The organism is Streptomyces yangpuensis (assembly GCF_001005295.1).
GTDB lineage: Bacteria > Actinomycetota > Actinomycetes > Streptomycetales > Streptomycetaceae > Streptomyces > Streptomyces yangpuensis.
The window spans coordinates 1,301,720-1,318,780 of sequence record NZ_LBMK01000003.1 but is presented as its reverse complement, the minus strand read 5'-3'; the positions used below and the strand labels follow the sequence as shown (position 1 = coordinate 1,318,780).

The following is a 17,061-nucleotide window of genomic DNA, read 5'->3' as shown; positions in this document are numbered from 1 at the left end:
ACTGCTGCCCCCAGAACCGCGACCTGCGGCGACCGTCCTCCCACGGCTGGTTAGTCTCGGGGCATGCGGATTTCTGTTTCCTCGGACATGGACGAACCCGTGGCTCGCGCACTCCTCGGGCAACTACGCGACCGCGGACACGACGTGATGACGTACGGGGCGCTCAGGCCCGGCGACGATCCGCAGTGGGCAGCCTGCTCGGAGGCGGCGGCCCGCGACGTGGCCGCCGGGAACGCCGACCAGGCGGTCGTATGCTGCTGGACCGGTACGGGCGCGTCGATCGCGGCGAACAAGCTTCCCGGTGTACGCGCAGCCCTGTGCACGGACGCCTACACCGCGGACGGTGCGCGCCGCTGGAATGACGCCAACGTGCTCGCGCTCAGCCTGCGCCTGACCTCGGAACCGCTCCTCGGGGAGATCCTCGACGCCTGGTTCGCCGCCGAGGCGAGCACGGACGCCGAGGACCGGGAGAACGTGTCGCGCGTCAACCGGCTCGACGACACGACGAGGACCACACCCTGAAATGAACGCGGAGACGCCGGCGGACACGGAGGGCCACATGTGCGGCCAGAGCCGACGGCCGACCTGCTGTTGGAAGACCGATCTGCGTTCTCCACCGTGATGCCCGGGCGGCCTCCGGCTCGCTCAGCGCCTGCAGGTCGGCGGCGCGGTGCGGCACGATCCGGCCGAAGGCGCGTGCCCAGCGTACGACTGGGGCCGGGAAGGCCGCAGGCGGTAAGGAGCGCGAGGCCGAGGACGGCTTCGACGGCTCCTGGGTCTCGCCCACTCCGGCCTCGCCCGGGGCCGCGCCGGGAGGGCCCACAACCTCGGAGCAGGCGGTGTCCACCACCCTTCCAGGGGCGACCTGATATGAGTTGATCATGAATACTGAAACTCTTGACCCGATGGAGCGCCTGCTCGCCGAGCGGGCTTGTGAGCGGCTGGTCGTCGAGTTCGTCCACCGGCTCGACCTCGGGGACCCGGGCTCGGTGGCGGACCTCTTCACACCGGACGGCACCTGGGAATGGCCCGCCGGTGACCGCCGCATTGCAGGTCACGACGCCCTGCGCGTCTACTTCGGCAACCGGCCCGCAGACCGACTCTCACGCCGCATCTGCACCAACATCCTGGTCGACGTGACCTCTGCGGACACCGCCTCCGCCACCACCTACTTCACCACGTACCGTGTCGACGGCTACAGCGAGGGCCTCGTACCGCCGCGGCCCCCGGTCCAGGTGGGGCACTACGAAGACATCTTCCGCAAGGTGGACGACACCTGGCTGCTCACCACGCGGACTCTCTTCCTCTCGTTCGCCGGTCCCACGGAACGCCTCGACGGGTCCGGCCGGTCATGAGGACGGCTCCCGGGCGACCCCGGCGTCCGGCTGCGCCTGTCGGCCGAACCCGGGACGGACGACGCCGAGCTTCGCCGGGGTGAGGTCGACCTCGAATCGAGCGCGGGCGCTCCGACGCTCCCCGGCATCCGTCACCGCCTCGTCGGCAGTGACCGGCTGGTCGTCGTCGTCCGACCGGGCCACCCCCTCACCGACGGCCCGCTCACCATCGAGCGCTACGCGGCAGCCCAACACCTCGCCGTTTCGCGACGCGGAAGCCTGCGCGACCCGATCGACGACGCCCTGACCGCCCGCGGCCTGGAGCGACGCATCGCCGCCGCCGGGCCCACCGCCGCCTTCACCCTGCAACTCGCCCTCGACACCGACCTGGTCGTCACCCTCCCGGACGCGGTCACCCGGGCGACCCGGGACCAGCTCGGCCTGGTCACGCTGCCACTGCCGCTCCCGCTGCCCGAGGTCCCTCTGTACCTGCTGTGGCACCAGCGCTACGACGACGACCGCGCCCATGGCTGGCTGCGTGACCTGGCCTCCGAAACCGTCCAGGCAGTGTTCGCGCGCCAACTGACGTTTCACGCAAGCCCCTGACCGACCGGGCCGGGCGGTGACGGATACACAACGACCGCAAGATCCGGTGCCCGGCAGCCGCGAGGCCGCCGGACTGCTCCCGGGCGGGGCCGGGGCACCGAGGCCGCCACCCCTTGATCATGGCCAACTGCCCGACCCTGACGAACGAATCTCGGACTCGGGTCGCTAGGAGGTCTTGGGCTGACGCACTGCGCTGGGATTCAGGTTGAGGCAGCCAGGCTTGGCGCTGACGACGAAGGGGGTGAGCTTGGACATCTTCTCGGAGCAGAGGTAGCTCTTGAACCGGTCGGTGTCGGCTCCGACGTACGCAATGAGGAAGTTGTCGGGGGCACGCAACTCGGCCTCAACGGCAGCCCATCGGGCGTCGGGCACGCCTGCCACGCCGGCCGTGCCTTGGCCGTTCTGCAGGCCCTTGAACACCTCAGGCGTGTCCTTGCTGCCGGCGGTGAGAGTGGTGGCGGGGCGGGCGAAGCTGAGCTGGACGGTGCAGCCTGCCTGGGGCTTCTCCTTCGTGGCAAGGAAGGAGTTGACGGTTTCGAGGGAGCACACGGCACGGCCCGGGTTGAAGTAGGCGAGCACCTGGAGCTGGGGATCGCCGAAGGGCGCCACGATACCGCTCACAGGCTTGAAGGACAGGGTGCGCCCGGGGGTGGTGTTGGTGACCGTCAGCTCCGTATTGGTCCTGATGAGGGCGGAGGAGTAGCCCGGTTTGTCGTTGGTGGTGTCCTTCTGCACGCCGGTCGTGCGGTAGGAGTAGGTGATGTCGAAGGTGTAGTTGTCGGCGTCGGTGACGTGGGCGGTACCGGCGAAGTCTGCGGGCTGCGCCGGGGTGGCGGTGGCCCCTCCGGGCTCGGTCGCCCCGGCGGAGGCCTCTGCGGAGGATCCCGCGGGGGACGGTTGGGAAGCATCGTCCGCGGCGCCGGTCGAGGAGTTGGAGCAGGACGTGAGGGCAAGGACTGCTGCCAGGGCGGCGGCGGTGACGGTGGCGGTGCCAAGGGCGGAGCGGCGCATGTGGTCTCCGGGCGTGACGATGGGCAGAGGAGTCTGCAGTGCGCAGGCGACGCTATCCACAACCACTGCGCTTATGTGCCGGTATGACCAAACGTCAGCCTATTAGGGGCTTGTCGTCAACGGACGTGAAGGTCCCGCCGCAAGGATCGCCGCATCGAACCCCAGCGGAAGGCTCAGCTCGGTCTCACGCGTGAAGGTCGGATATCGCTGCCTCTCGCGGGTGGTGCGGGGATCCCGGCGCCCGGGCCACTCGGCCATGCCCGTCACCGGTACCCCCTTCGCAGTCCGGGCGGGGCGAAGAAGTGGCGCGGCCGGTGCGGGTGATCTTTCTCGTAGTCCCGGCGCGCGGTAGTCCGTCACATGAGGAGGGGCGCCGGCGGTCGGCTGACTCCCGCATGTCGTGGATGACGTGCTCCAGGAACGCTCCGCCCTACGCGTGCCGTCATCCTCGGCATCCCGGACCTGACCGCCAGCTCGACGATCCCGTCGCCCGCCGTTCCGCCCGCCGCTCGGCCCGCGTCGCGCGGGGGCCAGTATTGCCTTCGCTCTCACTCATTGCAATGCGCTGTTGCATTCGAACGCAGACCATTGCATCAATTTGCCTCCGTCTAGCTGCGATTATGCGTTCCGGGAATTGACCACATTCTGAATGCAACGTAGCTTTCGGGGGACACCAAACGCGTCATATCGCGAGATGAGGAGCGTGCGATGAACGAGTCCGTTCACACGGTCGAGGCGATGCCGACGGAGCGCCGGCCGGGCTGCCCGTTCGATCCGCCGACTGGGCTGGCCGACGCCCAACGGCGCGCCCCCATCAGCCGTTTCACCCACCCCGGCGGGAAGCCCGGCTGGCTGATCACCGGGTACGACCTGGTCAGGTCGGTCCTGGCCGACCCGCGGTTCAGCTCGCGCAAGGAGCTGATGAACGTCGTCGACTTCGAGCTCCCTCCGGCGCCGCCCGGCGAGTTCCTCCTCATGGACGATCCTCAGCACAGCCTCTACCGCAAGCCGCTGGTGGGCAAGTTCACCGTGCGGCGGATGCGGATGCTGACCGAGCGCATCGAGCAGATCACCGCCGACTGCCTCGACGCCATGGAGAAGGCAGGGACTTCGGCGGACCTGGTGACCGCGTTCGCCAAACCGATCCCCACCATCGTGATCTGCGAGATCCTGGGCGTGCCCTACGAGGACCGGGCGTCCTTCCAGGGGCAGATCGACGCGTTCATGGGTGGGGAGGTGAGCGACGAGGAGCTGATCGCCGCCTACACCGCGACCCAGGAGTACCTCGCCCGGCTGGTGGCGGCCAAGCGCGCGAACCCCACCGACGACGTGCTGAGCGAGCTCACCGACAGCGATCTCACCGATGAGGAACTGAAAGGGATCAGCCTCATTCTGCTCGCGGCTGGTTTCGACACCACCGCGAACATGCTGTCCCTCGGCACCTTCGCCCTCCTGCAGAACCCGGAGCAACTGGCCGCCCTGCGCGCCGACCCCTCGCTCACCGACGGCGCGGTGGAGGAACTGCTGCGGTACCTGAGTGTCGCCAAGACCTTCCACCGTACGGCGCTGGAGGACGTCGAGGTGGGCGGACAGACGATCGAAGCCGGCACGACGGTCGTCCTGTCGTTCAACACGGCCAACCGCGACCCCGCCCGCTTCACCGACCCCGACGTCCTGGACCTCCGGCGGCCGCACGAAGGGCACCTGGCGTTCAGCCACGGCATCCACCAGTGCCTGGGCCAGCAGTTGGCCCGTACGGAGATGCGGGTGGCGTTCCGCGCCCTGATCGAACGCTTCCCCACGCTGCGCCTGGCCGTACCGGCCGACGAGGTCCGCCTGCGGCCGGAGAGCGCGGACATCTACGGCGTCAAGAGCCTCCCGGTCACCTGGGACGCGAAATGAGCACGGCTCGCCTGAGCATCGACCGCGGGCGGTGCATCGGCGCCGGGATGTGCGCCATGACCGCCCCGGACGTCTTCGACCAGGACACCGAGGACGGCCTGGTGGTCCTGCTGCGGGCCGAGCCGGCCGCAGCCCACGTCGCGGCCGCCCGCATGGCCACCGGCATGTGCCCCTCCGGGGCGATCACCCTCAGCGAGCCTGACACCGGTGGCCCCGCAGAGCTCCGGCTCCCGTCCGGCTGAGCCGGACAGCCGGATAAGCCGTATGAGCCGAGGCCGGCGAAACCGGTACGGCCGGACCAGACCCACCCCTGACGTGTCCGTGCGCGGTGAAGAAGGCCTGCGCGGTCCAGGCCGGCGGCTACGCGGTGCCCGCCATGGCCAGGACCGCGACCGGCAGGAGCAGGATCCATTGCGGCAGGCGGAGCAGCGGCTTCCGCCACCCGACCGACAGCGTGATGACGAGGAAGACGGCCGAGTACGCGAGGAAGTGCGCGGCCACGAACCACCCCAGCGGGCGGGTCACCGGCAGGTCGCCCGCGAGGGCGAGGTGGACCAGGACGGCCGCGGAGAGCACCAGGTCGACACTGACCATGTGCCACACGGCATGAAGGACCCGCTTGGGTTCGTCGGCGAGACCGCCGGACAGCAGGGGGCGGACGACGTCCCGATGCCCGGCGGCGAAGTGGACCGCTGCCACACCGAACGCGGTGATGCCCGCTGCGAGGAGCCAGCCGTTCATCGGATCTCGATTCCTTTGGCTATGACGGCAGCCAGCCGGCCGGCCAGCTGAGGGTCGGGGCTCTCCCCGACCAGACCGATGTGGAAGAACACGGCTCCGGCCAGCGTGTCCAGGACGAGGTCCACGGGCGTGTCGGACGCGATCTCGCCGCGCTCCGCAGCGCGCTCGAAGACCGCTGCAAGCCGCTGCTTGGAGGGCGCCAGGAACTGGTCGCGGATACCGGTTCTCAGCACCGGATCGGCGGCGAAGTCGGCCAGCAGCCCCGGAAGTGCCGCTGCGGCTGCCGGTGCCTCGAACTCCTCGACGAGGCCCTGCAGCAGGGCGGTCAGATCCCCGGCCAGCGTTCCGGTGTCCGGGGTGGGCGCAAGATCAGTGGTGGTGAACACGGCTTCGAAGACCAGCTCCGGTTTGCCCCGCCACCGACGGTAGACCGTGTCCTTGCCGACACCGGCACGGGCGGCCACTGCCCCGATCGATGTCGCGGCGTAGCCGACCTCGGCCAGCAGTTCGCTGACCGCGCCGACGATCGCCTCGTGTGAACGGGGATCCCTGGGACGCCCTCTGGAGGGCGGAGAAGAGCTCATGGCAATAACCATACGGGTCGACCCGTATGGTTATCAAGCAAGGACGTACGTCGCGCGGTCCGCGCTTCCTGTGCCCGTGGCTGACGGATCGCCGCGGTGGCCGCACCCACCGCTGCCCTCACCCACCGCCGCCCTCACCGACCGCAGCGCATCCGAACGCGGTGCCAGGAGCGAAGAGGCCATGGCATGACATCCCCAGCGGCTTTCGTGATCGCATGGGGATGCATCTCGCACTCGCAGAGGAGTGATCATGACTGAGCCCCTGCATCCGCCCGGTGAGACACCCGCCGCCGAGGGGTCGACGGCCGAGGCGCACCGCGAGCGACCGGACGGCGGCATCTGGGAACATCCTCGCTTCTGGCTGTTCCTGATCATGCTCGGCGCTCTTCTCGTCGCCGCCTTCTTCCTGGTGCGGGTGATCACCTTGTGAGCCGCCGCGCCGGCTCAGCGGCTCGCCCAGGCGGCGGCCTGCCGGAGTACGGCGGCTCGGCCGCGGTCGGGCACCGTCCACAGGGTCTGCCCGCGTAGGCCCCAGCCTTCGAGCAGGGCGTTCGCGGCCTGGAAACCGGTGGTGGCGGCCCGCTCCATCAGGGCGACCGGAAGCTCGCAACGGACACCGTCACCGGCGACCACCAGGCCTGGATCGGAGGTGCGCACGGTGGGGCGTTCGGCGTAGCCGCCCACTTCGAACAGCGGGCAGTCCTCGCGCCATTCATGGCGGACGTCGACGACCCCGGCCGCCCGGGTCTCCGGGTACACGCGGTGGAGTTGCCCGACGAGCCGTCGCTCCTCGGCGGTGCGCCGAGCGCGAGGGTCGACGGCGTAGGCGTGGAGTTCCACGACCGAACCTCCCGTGCGCGCTGCCCACCGGGCGGCCTCGTCCTCCCATCTGTTGAGCACGCTGATGTTGTCGAGGCCGCCGAAGCCGCTGGTGCCCAGGAAGCCGGGCCGGTCGGGAGCGACGGGCCGGTCGAGCCACAGCCTGGTGACCAGGAACGGCGGGGCATTGCGCAGCCGCGCCACGCGCTCTCGCCAGCCGGGGTCGCCCAGCTGTTCCGAGCGGGCCGCCAGGGAACGCAGGCCGGCGGTGTCCAGGGCGAGGATCGCGGCGTCGTGGTGGCGCTCCTCGCCGTCCGCGCTCACATCGAACCCACCGCCGCGCGCGGGCGTGACCTGCTCCACGGTGCTTCCGGTCCGCACCTCGGCGTCATGCTGCTCGAGATATCCGGCCAGGGGACCCCACAGGGCAGCCGGGTAGGGCGACCTGGGCACGTCGAACAGCAGGCCCTCGGCGGAGCCCAGGAAGTAGATGTGGAACATGAGCGCCATCTCGGCCGCCGACAGGCGCCTCGGGTCGGCGAAGAAGCTCCGGGAGAAGACCTCGAAGGCCAGGTGGCGGGCCCGTTCCGGGAAGCGGATGGTCTCCAGGAAGTCGTAGGCGCTGATGTCGTCGAGCCGCCGGTACACGTCGGGCACGCGGACGTCGAGGAGGGGCAGGGCCCGCACCGGGTTCATGAGGCGTAGATCCCGCAGCCGGAACGACGGGCTCAGCGCCGCGAAGCCGAGCGCACTCCACGGCGGGGTGCGCGGCACGTGCCGGAAGCTGTCACGCATCCCGTCCGCGTGCAGCAGGGGGTAGTCGGGCAGTCCGTGCAGCCGGGCCAGGGCAGGGTCCGTACGACGCAGCAGGCCACGCAGGTTGTAGTACTGGCGGAAGAAGGCGTGGAAGCCGCGGCTCATCGTCACGGTACTGCCGTCCCGCAATCGGGTCGGCCAGCCGCCGGCCCGCCCGCCGAGGTAGGGCTCGCGCTCGTACAGCGTCACCCTCACGCCCCGCTCGGCCAGCGCGGTGGCGGCGGCGAGGCCGGCGATCCCGCCTCCGATCACGGCCGCCGTGGGGCGGCCCTGTCCGTGGCGGGCTCCCGCGTGGGCGGGCAGGATGCGTGCCCGTCGGTCCCTGCCGCGGCGCGCGGCAGGCTGCTGGCGCGCGACAGGCTGCTGTTGCGCAAGGCCGGTCATCGGGCGTCCTCCGCGCGTACGGCCACGAAGGTGTGGGTGATACCCGTCTGCCAGCCCGGCAGGGGCAGCGCGCGGACCCTTTCGAAACCCGCGTCGCGGATTCGGGCGGCGAACCGGTCGGCCCGGTCGAAGTGGACGACGCTGTGCCACAGATGGCGGTACAGCGGCCCGTCCCCCAGCAGGGTCGCGGCGGGCCGGACGATGCCACGGCACACCAGAGTCCACACCGCCCGGTCGACGCGGCGGCCGCTGAGGCTGTACTCGTGCACGGCGAGCCGGCCACCCGGTCGCAGCACGCTGCGTACGGTGCCGAGGACGGCGTCGGGATCGGTGAGGTTGCGGAAGAGGTAGGCGGCGAACACCGCGTCGAACGGGCCGTCGACGTCCGCGTCCGCCAGGTGCTCGGCGGGGACGTGGACGAAGCGCACGCCGTCGGCCCACGGCTTGACGGCGGCCCGCGCCAGCATGCCCGCCGAGGCGTCCACGGCCGTGATGTCGGCGGCCGGAAGGACGGAACGGAGCGCGGCCGTCGAGGCACCGGTCCCGCAGCCGAGGTCCAGCACCCGCAGTCCCTCCCCGTGTCCGGCCAGGCCGAGTCGGCGCACCGAGCGCCGCAGGTGGGCGTGATAGCCGGGGTTCGCGGCCACCAGCGCGTCATAACTGCGGGACGCGTGGTCGAACGCGGCGGCGAGGTCCTCGTCGCGCAGCAGGGTCATACCGTCTCCAAGTGCGGGTGAGCCGGGGAACGAAGGGAATCAGCGAAGGGGTCGGGCGAAGGAATCAGGCCAGGGGATCAGGCGAAGGGGTCGGGCGAAGGGCGGCGCGGCAGGACCGGCAGCTCGACCGCGCTGCGGAGCATGGGGCCGATCGGGGCGTGGCGGCCGACCGCGAGGTCCTCGAACAGGCTGGTGTGCCCGTCGAGGAAACGCAGCAGGCGCGCTGCCGGTACGCGGGCGAACAGCCGGCAGAACAGGTCGGGGCCGTCGACCCGGCCGCTGTCCAGGGCGCGCAGGAGTACCGCGTCCATGGTGCGGGCCCGCAGGGAATGGCCGGCCGGCGGGACCGGGCGGCGCCCCTGCCGCAGCGCGGCGGCGACCGCGCTCGTCTGGCGTTGGAGTCCGGCGAAGGTGTATCCGGTGGACGGGCGGGTCGCACCGCCGGCGGCCCCGATCCGGAACACCGACGCGCCGACGCGTCGCGGCATGGGCGCGTCCGTCATGGGGATCAGACCCGTCTCGGTCGTGATGATCTCCAGTTCACCGAGGGACAGGATCTCCTCGGTGTAGTGCCGCAGCGCGCTCTCGTAGCCGCTCGCCGTCAGCGCCTGCGGGGAGAACTCCGTGTACTCCACGAGGGCTTCGCGCGGGCCGGTGGGCAGGAGGTAGCCGAAGGAGAGCCCGTCGGCGGGCTGTACCGTCCGGAAGTCCATCAGTTCCGCGGTCCCGCAGTCGAAGGCGGGCCGAGCCGTGCGGACGAACCAGCCATGGAAGTGCTGCAGCAACGTGGTGCGAGCGGCCGGGATACTGCCCAGCGGCCGCGAGTCGAACACCCAGCGGGCCCGGAGGGCCTGCTGGTGGCCGCCGTGCGAGGTGATCTGCACCCGGACCCCGTCCGCACCCTCCTCCACGGTGTCCACGGTCGCCTCCAGGCGTCGGACGTTGGGGCTGCGCGCGAGGTCCCGGGAGACCAGGGACTCGAAGTCGTCGGAGCGGATCATCTTGTACCGCAGTGGTGCGATGTCCTCCCGGATCGCGGGGCCGGCCGGCGGCCGTACCCGCAGGTGTCGCCACTGTGAGCGCACCGCAGCGTCGAAGCGGCCGCGGCCCGATTCCCAGAAGCACCAGGTGCGCGGGCCGGGGCGCAGCGGGCCGGGCGGGGCGTCGACGAGGAGTACGGAGGGGGTCCGGGCCCCGGAGTCGTGTCCGCTCAAGCGGTGGGCCAGGGACAGCCCGGCGGCTCCCGCCCCGATGACTGCCACGTCCGCGTCGAGCACGGTTGCCGCCTCCATCCCGAGTCCGTGTGCACGTAACAGGACCGACTTCGCTCCGCGGTGCGCGATCGGATGCAGTCGTTTCTCACGCATCGCTCACGGTCACCTGGTCATCCGGTGAGCCGGTCATCCTTCACCCGTCACCCGGTCAGGCGCGCCCAGAAGGATGCAATCCGCAATTTTTCAGGCATTCACTTCGCGCCGCATCCGTATCGCGGGAAGAAGCCGAAGACCCGTGATGAGCGATCAATACCACGATGAGAGGAACCGGGATGCGCCCGACGCAGGCGAAGGACCACCACTCCGCGGCCGAGTCGTCGCACGGCCCCCGTCCGGCGACCCCCTCGGGATCCTCGCCGCGGCGGAGGCAGCCGGTCCAGGCAGCGGCCGGCGCTCTGCCCGGGGCTGCGGACGCACCCGGTGACACCTTGCCGGCACCCCGGCCGGTCGGCGTCGACGCGGACGTGCCCACCGCGATCGGGCACATGCTGGAGCAGGTGCTGTCCGAACGCCTCATCCGGACCGGCGCCCTGGACCCATTGTTCAGCCGTGAACTGGCCGAGCGTGTCGCGCGTTTCACCCGGGAGGGTGGCAAGCGCACCCGGTCCCAGCTCCTCTGGTGGTCGATGCGCGCCTGCGGCGGGGACGACGGGGCGACGGCCGTGGCGGCGCTGCGCCTGGGGGCGGCGCTCGAGCTGCTCCAGACCTGCGCCCTGGTCCACGACGACGTGATGGACGGATCGACGCTACGACGCGGCCGGCCGGCTCTGCACGCCGACGTCCGGGACCGGTACGGCAGCGCCGCGTCGCCGGCCCGCGCCGCCCGTTTCGGTGAGGCCGCCGCGATCCTGGCCGGGGACCTGGCGCTCGCGTGGGCGGACGACGTGGTGGCGGAGACGGTGCTCGACCCGGGGACGGCGACCGCGGTGCGCCGACTGTGGAGCGACATGCGCACCGAGATGGTGGCGGGCCAGTTCCTCGACCTCCGAGGTCAGCTGACCGGTACCCGCTCCCGACCGGAGGCCCTGCGCGCGGCTCATCTCAAGAGCGCGCTGTACTCGGTCGAGCGGCCCCTGGCGCTGGGTGCGGTGGTGGCGGGCGCGGACGAACGCACGATACGCGCGCTGTGCTCGACGGGGCGCTGCGTGGGCCTGGCCTTCCAGCTGCGCGACGATCTCGACGACGTCTTCGGCGACCCGGGGCGCACCGGCAAGAGCTGCGGAGGCGACATTCGCGAGGGAAAGCCGACCTATCTGGCCGCGCTCGCCGTGACGCGGGCCGAGGCCACGGGCGACCGTCCGGCCCTGGCGGTGCTCGAACGAGCCCTGGGTGATGCACACCTGACCGCCGCCGGACTCGACGAGGTGCGGGAGGTACTGGTGCGGACGGGTGCCCGGCAGGCGGTCGAGACCAAGATCGATCGACTGGCGGCCGAGGGGCTGCGCCACTTCGACGGGGCTTCGCTCCACGCGGGTGCGAAGGACCGCCTGCGCCGGCTGCTGACCGCGGCAACGGTGCCCCGTACCGCGGACGGCCCGCCCGCCCGCTCCCGTCCGGCACCCCATCCGGCACCCCGTCCCACATCCCATCCGGCATCCCATCCGGCATCGCGTCCGGCATCGCGTCCGGCGCCCCGTCCCGCCCCGGCGGACTTCGTCACCCCGGAGGTAGGGCGATGACCCGTACGGTGAGCGGCCGCACGGACCACGTGGTCGTGGTCGGGGCGGGTCTGGCCGGCCTGTCGGCGGCTCTCCACCTCCTGGGCGCGGGGCGCAGGGTCACCGTCGTCGAACGGGACGGCCTGCCCGGCGGGCGAGCGGGCCGCCTCCATCTGAACGGCTACCGGATCGACACCGGCCCGACCGTGCTGACCATGCCCGGCCTCGCCGAGGAAGCCTTCGCGGCGGTCGGCGACAGCCTGTACCGGCGCGTGGAGCTGATCCCGCTGCGCCCCGCCTACCGGGCGTCATTCGCGGACGGCAGCACCCTGGACGTGCACACCGACGGCGAGGCGATGGCCGCGGAGGTCGAGCGGTTCGCCGGACCGGGTGAGGCGGCGGGCTACCGGAGGCTGCGTATCTGGCTGGAGCAGATCTACCGGGCTCAGATGTGCCGTTTCATCGACGCGAACTTCGACTCGCCCCTGGACCTCCTCACCGGTGACCTCGCCCGGCTGGCGGCGCTCGGCGGCTTCGGACGGCTGGACCGGAGCATCGGCCGCTTCCTGAAGGACGAGCGGTTGCAGCGGGTGTTCTCCTTCCAGGCCCTGTACGCGGGCGTGCCTCCGGCCAGGGCCCTCGCTGCCTACGCCGTCATCGCGTACATGGACACGGTCGCCGGGGTGTACTTCCCGCGCGGCGGCATGCACGCGCTGCCGCAGGCCATGGCGGACGCCGCCGCCGACGCGGGCGCCGAGCTGCGGTTCGGCGAGCCGGTGACCCGGCTGGAACGCTCCGGCGACCGGATCACCGCCGTCGTCACCGAGAACGACCGCATCCCCTGCGACGCCGTCGTCCTCACGCCGGACCTGCCCGTCACCTACCGGCTCCTGGGCCGCCGGCCCCTCAGGCCGGTGAGGCTGCGGCACTCCCCCTCCGCCGTCGTGCTGCACGCGGGCACGGACCGTACCTGGCCCCAGCTGGCCCACCACACGATCTCGTTCGGTGCCGCCTGGCGGTCGACGTTCGACGAACTGACCCGGCAGGGGCGGCTGATGAGCGATCCGTCCCTGCTCATCACCCGGCCCACGACCACCGACCCCACGCTCGCCCCACCCGGCCGTCACCTCCACTACATCCTGGCTCCCTGCCCCAACACGGAGATCGGGCCCGGAGGCGCCGCATGGGGCGAGCTCGGACCCCGCTACCGGGCCGACCTGCTGTGCGAGCTGGAACGCCGAGGCCTCGACGGGATCGAGGCGGCCATCGAGGACGAAGCCCTCGTCACCCCGGCGGACTGGCTCGGCCAGGGGCATGCGGCGGGCACCCCTTTCTCGGCGGCGCACACGTTCCCGCAGACGGGCCCGTTCCGGCCGCGCAATCTGGTCCGGGGCACACAGAACGCCGTCCTGGCCGGCTGCGGCACCACTCCCGGCGTGGGCGTCCCGACGACCCTGGTGTCGGGGAAGCTGGCGGCAGCCAGAGTCACGGGCCGTTCCCGGCGCTCATCCGCCCGGACCGAAGGGGCAGCCCGATGACCGGACGCGAACTCGACGCGGCGGGCATCACCGACCCGGTACTGCGAGCGGCTTACCACCGGTGCCGCGAGCTCAACGCGGCGCACGGAAAGACGTACTTCCTCGCCACCCGTCTGCTGCCGGCGGAACGCAGGCCCGCCGTGCACGCCCTGTACGGGTTCGCCCGGTGGGCCGACGACATCGTCGACTCGCCCGATCCCGCCGCGGACGAGAGTCTGCGCGGTGCGCGCCTGGCGGAACTGCAGCGGCATCTGGCCGAAGGGCTGAGGCACGGGCGGGACGCCGAGCCGGTAGTGGCCGCCCTCGCCGACACCGCGCGCCGTTACGCCATCGATCACCGCCACTTCCAGGACTTCATGACCGCGATGCGGTCCGACCTGGTCGTGACGGACTACCCCACCTACACCGACCTGCTCGGCTACATGCACGGCTCGGCCGCCGTGATCGGTCTGCAGATGCTGCCGGTGCTGGGCACGGTGGTGCCGCGCGCGGAGGCCGAGCCGCACGCGGCGGCGCTCGGCGTTGCCTTCCAGCTCACCAACTTCCTGCGGGACGTCGGCGAGGATCTCGACCGCGGGCGCGTGTACCTGCCGGCCGACCTGCTGGCCGCGCACGGGGTCGACCGGGAGCTGTTGCGCCGGTGCCGGGAAACGGGCAGGCAGGACCGTCGTGTGCTGGCCGCTCTGCGGGAGTTCGAGGCGCTCACCCGCCGTGTCTACCAGGAGGCCCGGCCCGGCCTCGCCATGCTCGATCCGGTGTCCCGGCCCTGCATCCGCACCGCGTACATCCTGTACGGGAACATCCTCGACGCCGTCGCCCGGGACGGCCATACCGTGCTGCACCGCCGTGCCGTGGTGCCGCGCCGGAGGCGCGCGACGGTCGCGGTGGGTGGTCTGGTCAGGGTCGTGGCAGCCAGGCTGCGTCACCGCGGGCGGCCCTCGGCAGGGCGTCGGCGGACGCACCCGACACCACCTGCCGCCCCCGCACGAGCGGTCTCCGAGGAGGTCGTGTGATTCCCGACCCGTTCCGGCGGCCTGCCCTGCCCTTCTCGTTGCGCCGCAGGCCTGTCCCGTGGGACCGGCAGCGGCCGACCTGGCGCGAGGCCAGGCCGGCCCTGATCGCGGAGGCGTTGAAACGGGCGCAGGCCCGGCCGTCCGGGAACTGGTACGTCGTCGGGGCGTCCGCCGCACTGGCGGGCGACCGCCCCCTGGCCCTCGACGTCGCGGGCCGCGAGGTGGTGGTCTGGCGCGGCGCCGACGGGCAGCCGCACGCCGGCCCCGGTGTCTGCCCGCACCTGGGGGCCCCTCTGGCGGACAGCCCCGTCCGGTGCGGAACCCTGGTGTGTCATTGGCACGGACTCGCCCTCGACGGAACCTCGTTCGCGGGCTGGGAGCCGCTGCCCGCCTTCGACGACGGCGTACTTGTCTGGGTACGGCTCGACGAGGTCGGCGGAGAGGAACCACTCGATGTCCCGGCGGTACCGGTACGGCCGGACGTCGCTCGCGGGGTGACGGCGGTGTACGAGGGCACAGGGCTCTGCGAACCCGAGGACGTCGTGGCCAATCGACTGGACCCATGGCACGGAGCCTGGTTCCATCCCTACTCGTTCGTCGACCTCACGGTCGTCGGCTCGCCCGGCCGGGACGACACGGAGGCCGAGGACGAGGAGGAGGGCGAGGAGAGGGACGAGGACCGCTTCGCCGTCGATGTCTCCTTCAAGGTGGCCGGACGCCTGGTGGTACCGGTGCGGGCGGTCTTCACCGCTCCTGGACCACGTACCGTCGTCATGCGCATCACCGAGGGGGAAGGCGCGGGGTCGGTGGTGGAAACCCATGCCACCCCCCTCGGGCCGGACGAGCTGGGTCGTCCGCGGACGGCAGTGATCGAAGCCGTGGTGGCCGCCTCCGACCGGCCGGGATTCGCCCTCGCCCGCAAGGCCGCCCCGATCCTTGCCCCCGTGATGCGCATGGCGGCGGCGCGGCTCTGGCGGGACGACCTGTCGTACGCCGAACGCCGCTGGCACTTGCGCTCGACGGGCAGGTTCCCTGGTGGACAGTGACATGGGCGCTCGCCTTCGGGTGCCGGAGTGCACCCCGTCGCCACGGCTGGCCGCCGGAGGGGCCACGGACACGGCGTGGCGAGGTCGGAGCGCTCACGTACTGGGTCATGATCGGCTGCGTGAAGACCTCCGGACGTCTGACCGCCTGCGCCGTCGCGGGCCTGCTCGCCGTGCTCCCCGCCTGCTCGGAGTCCGGCGGCCGCGGCAGCAGCGGGGCCGGGGACGGCTCCGGCGCGGAAGCGAGGGCGGGTGCCCCCCGAGGCTCGGACAGCGCTCGGACGAAGGCACCCGGCACGGTGTTCCGGGGCGGGCGCCCCGGTGCCGCAGGCGCCGGTGACCCCTACTTCCCGCAGCTCGGCAACGGCGGCTACGACGTCACCCACTACGCCCTGACCCTGGACTACGACCCCGGCAACGGCCGTCTCAAGGGCACCGCGGAGATCACCGCGAAGGCCACCGCGGACCTCAGCACCTTCAATCTCGACCTCCTCGGCATGGAGGTGCTGGGTGCCACGGTCGACGGCGGCACGGCGCAGGTCCGCCAGGACGGGCAGGAGCTGACCCTGCAGCCGCGCCATCACCTCAGGAAGGGCGCTGCCTTCCGCAGCGTCGTGCGCTACGCGGGCACGCCGGAGTCGATCACCCATGACCACGGGTGGCGCGAGGGCTGGTTGAGGACGGCCGAGGGAGCGGTCGCGTTCGGTGAACCGACGGGCTCCATGTCCTGGTTCCCCGGCAGTCATCACCCCTCGGACAAGGCCTCCTACGACATCACCATCACGGTCCCCAAGGGGGTGCAGGCGATCTCCAACGGGCAGCTTCGCGCCCGGCGGACCAGCGGCGACCGCTCCACCTTCCACTGGCACCAGGCCGAGCCCATGGCCAGCCATGTGGCGACGGTGGCCATCGGCAGCTACGACATCAGGACATCCCGGACCCGATCGGGCGTCCCGGTCGTGTCGGCGATGGACACGACCGCGGACATGGACGAGGAAGACACAGCGGTCCTCGGCCGGTTCCCCGAGATCATGGAATGGGCCGAGAGGAGGTTCGGTCCCTACCCCTTCGCCGCCGCCGGGCTGATCGTCGATCAGGCGGCCGACGTGCCCTACGCCCTGGAGACGCAGACCCGGCCGACCATTCCGGCCGGCATCTTCCACACCACCAACGTGGTGCACGAACTGGCCCACCAGTGGTTCGGCAACTCCGTGACCCCGCGGACCTGGCGGGACATGTGGCTCAACGAGGGTTTCGCGACCTACGCGGAGTGGCTGTGGACCGAGGACCACGACGGGGCCAGTGCCCAGGACCACTTCGACCGCAACCACGCCAAGGCCGCGGACGACGACGAGTGGGACTTCCCGCCCGCCGATCCGCCGAGCGCTTCGGACATCTCCGGCCAGCCGGTGTACGTACGCGGCGCAATGGTGATCCACAAGGTCCGCCAGGCCCTGGGCGACGAGGGCTTCCGCTCCCTGGTGCGGGGCTGGACCCTGCGCCACCGGCACGGCCACGCCTCGACGGACGACTTCACCGCGTACGTGGAAGCCGCGGCCGGCCGGGACCTCGACCCGATCTGGGACTCGTGGCTCCACGGCCACGGCAAGCCCGCGTGACGG

17 protein-coding genes are annotated in these 17,061 nt (G+C 71.7%); 11 read left to right on the top strand and 6 right to left on the bottom strand.

Translation table 11 applies throughout. From position 1 onward, the window contains the following. The first annotated feature begins 63 nt into the window (after nt 1-63). The 3 genes from AAT21_RS21210 to AAT21_RS35940 all read left to right on the top strand — a co-directional run bounded on the left by AAT21_RS21210 (nt 64) and on the right by AAT21_RS35940 (nt 1,940). Nucleotides 64-522: an RpiB/LacA/LacB family sugar-phosphate isomerase gene (locus AAT21_RS21210; protein ID WP_046778332.1), complete on the top strand. Its 459-nt coding sequence runs from the start codon at nt 64-66 to the stop codon at nt 520-522. A 359-nt stretch (nt 523-881) separates the two neighbouring features. Next, entirely contained in the window at nt 882-1,355 is a 474-nt protein-coding gene (locus AAT21_RS21205) for a nuclear transport factor 2 family protein (RefSeq protein WP_046778331.1), read from the top strand. A 30-nt stretch (nt 1,356-1,385) separates the two neighbouring features. Next, nucleotides 1,386-1,940: a LysR substrate-binding domain-containing protein gene (locus AAT21_RS35940; RefSeq protein ID WP_327152754.1), complete on the top strand. Its 555-nt coding sequence runs from the start codon at nt 1,386-1,388 to the stop codon at nt 1,938-1,940. A 165-nt stretch (nt 1,941-2,105) separates the two neighbouring features. Here the strand turns inward: AAT21_RS35940 and AAT21_RS21195 are convergent, their stop codons facing one another. Beyond that, a complete protein-coding gene (locus tag AAT21_RS21195; RefSeq protein WP_046778329.1) occupies nt 2,106-2,951 on the bottom strand; it encodes a hypothetical protein in 846 nt (281 codons plus the stop codon). A gap of 708 nt (nt 2,952-3,659) precedes the next feature. On the opposite strand from AAT21_RS21195, the gene AAT21_RS21190 reads away from it, so the two are divergent. Further along, nucleotides 3,660-4,853, top strand: coding sequence for a cytochrome P450 (locus AAT21_RS21190; protein WP_046778328.1), 1,194 nt, complete (start codon nt 3,660-3,662; stop codon nt 4,851-4,853). Next, a complete protein-coding gene (locus AAT21_RS21185) occupies nt 4,850-5,095 on the top strand; it encodes a ferredoxin (protein WP_046778327.1) in 246 nt (81 codons plus the stop codon). Before AAT21_RS21190 ends, AAT21_RS21185 begins: the two co-directional genes overlap by 4 nt. A 118-nt stretch (nt 5,096-5,213) precedes the next feature. Here AAT21_RS21185 and AAT21_RS21180 read toward each other — a convergent pair whose 3' ends face one another. Continuing rightward, nucleotides 5,214-5,594: a hypothetical protein gene (locus tag AAT21_RS21180; RefSeq protein ID WP_046778326.1), complete on the bottom strand. Its 381-nt coding sequence runs from the start codon at nt 5,592-5,594 to the stop codon at nt 5,214-5,216. Continuing rightward, the gene (locus AAT21_RS21175) at nt 5,591-6,178 is read right to left on the bottom strand and encodes a TetR/AcrR family transcriptional regulator (protein ID WP_046778325.1); all 588 of its coding nucleotides are present in this window, start codon (nt 6,176-6,178) and stop codon (nt 5,591-5,593) included. Before AAT21_RS21175 ends, AAT21_RS21180 begins: the two co-directional genes overlap by 4 nt. A 250-nt stretch (nt 6,179-6,428) precedes the next feature. On the opposite strand from AAT21_RS21175, the gene AAT21_RS21170 reads away from it, so the two are divergent. Next, a complete protein-coding gene (locus tag AAT21_RS21170) occupies nt 6,429-6,608 on the top strand; it encodes a DUF6480 family protein (RefSeq protein ID WP_046778324.1) in 180 nt (59 codons plus the stop codon). A gap of 14 nt (nt 6,609-6,622) precedes the next feature. Here AAT21_RS21170 and AAT21_RS21165 read toward each other — a convergent pair whose 3' ends face one another. The 3 genes from AAT21_RS21165 to AAT21_RS21155 all read right to left on the bottom strand — a co-directional run bounded on the left by AAT21_RS21165 (nt 6,623) and on the right by AAT21_RS21155 (nt 10,205). Further along, entirely contained in the window at nt 6,623-8,197 is a 1,575-nt protein-coding gene (locus tag AAT21_RS21165; protein ID WP_079025838.1) for an FAD-dependent oxidoreductase, read from the bottom strand. After that, nucleotides 8,194-8,913: a class I SAM-dependent methyltransferase gene (locus AAT21_RS21160; protein ID WP_046778323.1), complete on the bottom strand. Its 720-nt coding sequence runs from the start codon at nt 8,911-8,913 to the stop codon at nt 8,194-8,196. The genes AAT21_RS21165 and AAT21_RS21160 overlap by 4 nt, the downstream gene beginning before the upstream one ends. Before the next feature lie 77 nt (nt 8,914-8,990). Further along, nucleotides 8,991-10,205, bottom strand: coding sequence for a lycopene cyclase family protein (locus AAT21_RS21155; RefSeq protein WP_235438996.1), 1,215 nt, complete (start codon nt 10,203-10,205; stop codon nt 8,991-8,993). 254 nt (nt 10,206-10,459) lie between these two features. On the opposite strand from AAT21_RS21155, the gene AAT21_RS21150 reads away from it, so the two are divergent. From AAT21_RS21150 to AAT21_RS21130, 5 genes are all read left to right on the top strand, one after another. Beyond that, a complete protein-coding gene (locus AAT21_RS21150; RefSeq protein ID WP_052757911.1) occupies nt 10,460-11,866 on the top strand; it encodes a polyprenyl synthetase family protein in 1,407 nt (468 codons plus the stop codon). Continuing rightward, nucleotides 11,863-13,383: a phytoene desaturase family protein gene (crtI, locus tag AAT21_RS21145; protein ID WP_046778322.1), complete on the top strand. Its 1,521-nt coding sequence runs from the start codon at nt 11,863-11,865 to the stop codon at nt 13,381-13,383. The genes AAT21_RS21150 and crtI overlap by 4 nt, the downstream gene beginning before the upstream one ends. Then, the gene (locus AAT21_RS21140; RefSeq protein ID WP_046778321.1) at nt 13,380-14,396 is read left to right on the top strand and encodes a phytoene/squalene synthase family protein; all 1,017 of its coding nucleotides are present in this window, start codon (nt 13,380-13,382) and stop codon (nt 14,394-14,396) included. Before crtI ends, AAT21_RS21140 begins: the two co-directional genes overlap by 4 nt. Next, nucleotides 14,393-15,442 carry a DUF5914 domain-containing protein gene (locus AAT21_RS21135; protein ID WP_046778320.1) on the top strand — a complete coding sequence of 350 codons (1,050 nt, stop codon included), beginning with the start codon at nt 14,393-14,395 and terminating at the stop codon, nt 15,440-15,442. The genes AAT21_RS21140 and AAT21_RS21135 overlap by 4 nt, the downstream gene beginning before the upstream one ends. Before the next feature lie 119 nt (nt 15,443-15,561). Next, nucleotides 15,562-17,058: a M1 family metallopeptidase gene (locus tag AAT21_RS21130; RefSeq protein ID WP_235438990.1), complete on the top strand. Its 1,497-nt coding sequence runs from the start codon at nt 15,562-15,564 to the stop codon at nt 17,056-17,058. The last annotated feature ends 3 nt before the right edge of the window (nt 17,059-17,061 follow it).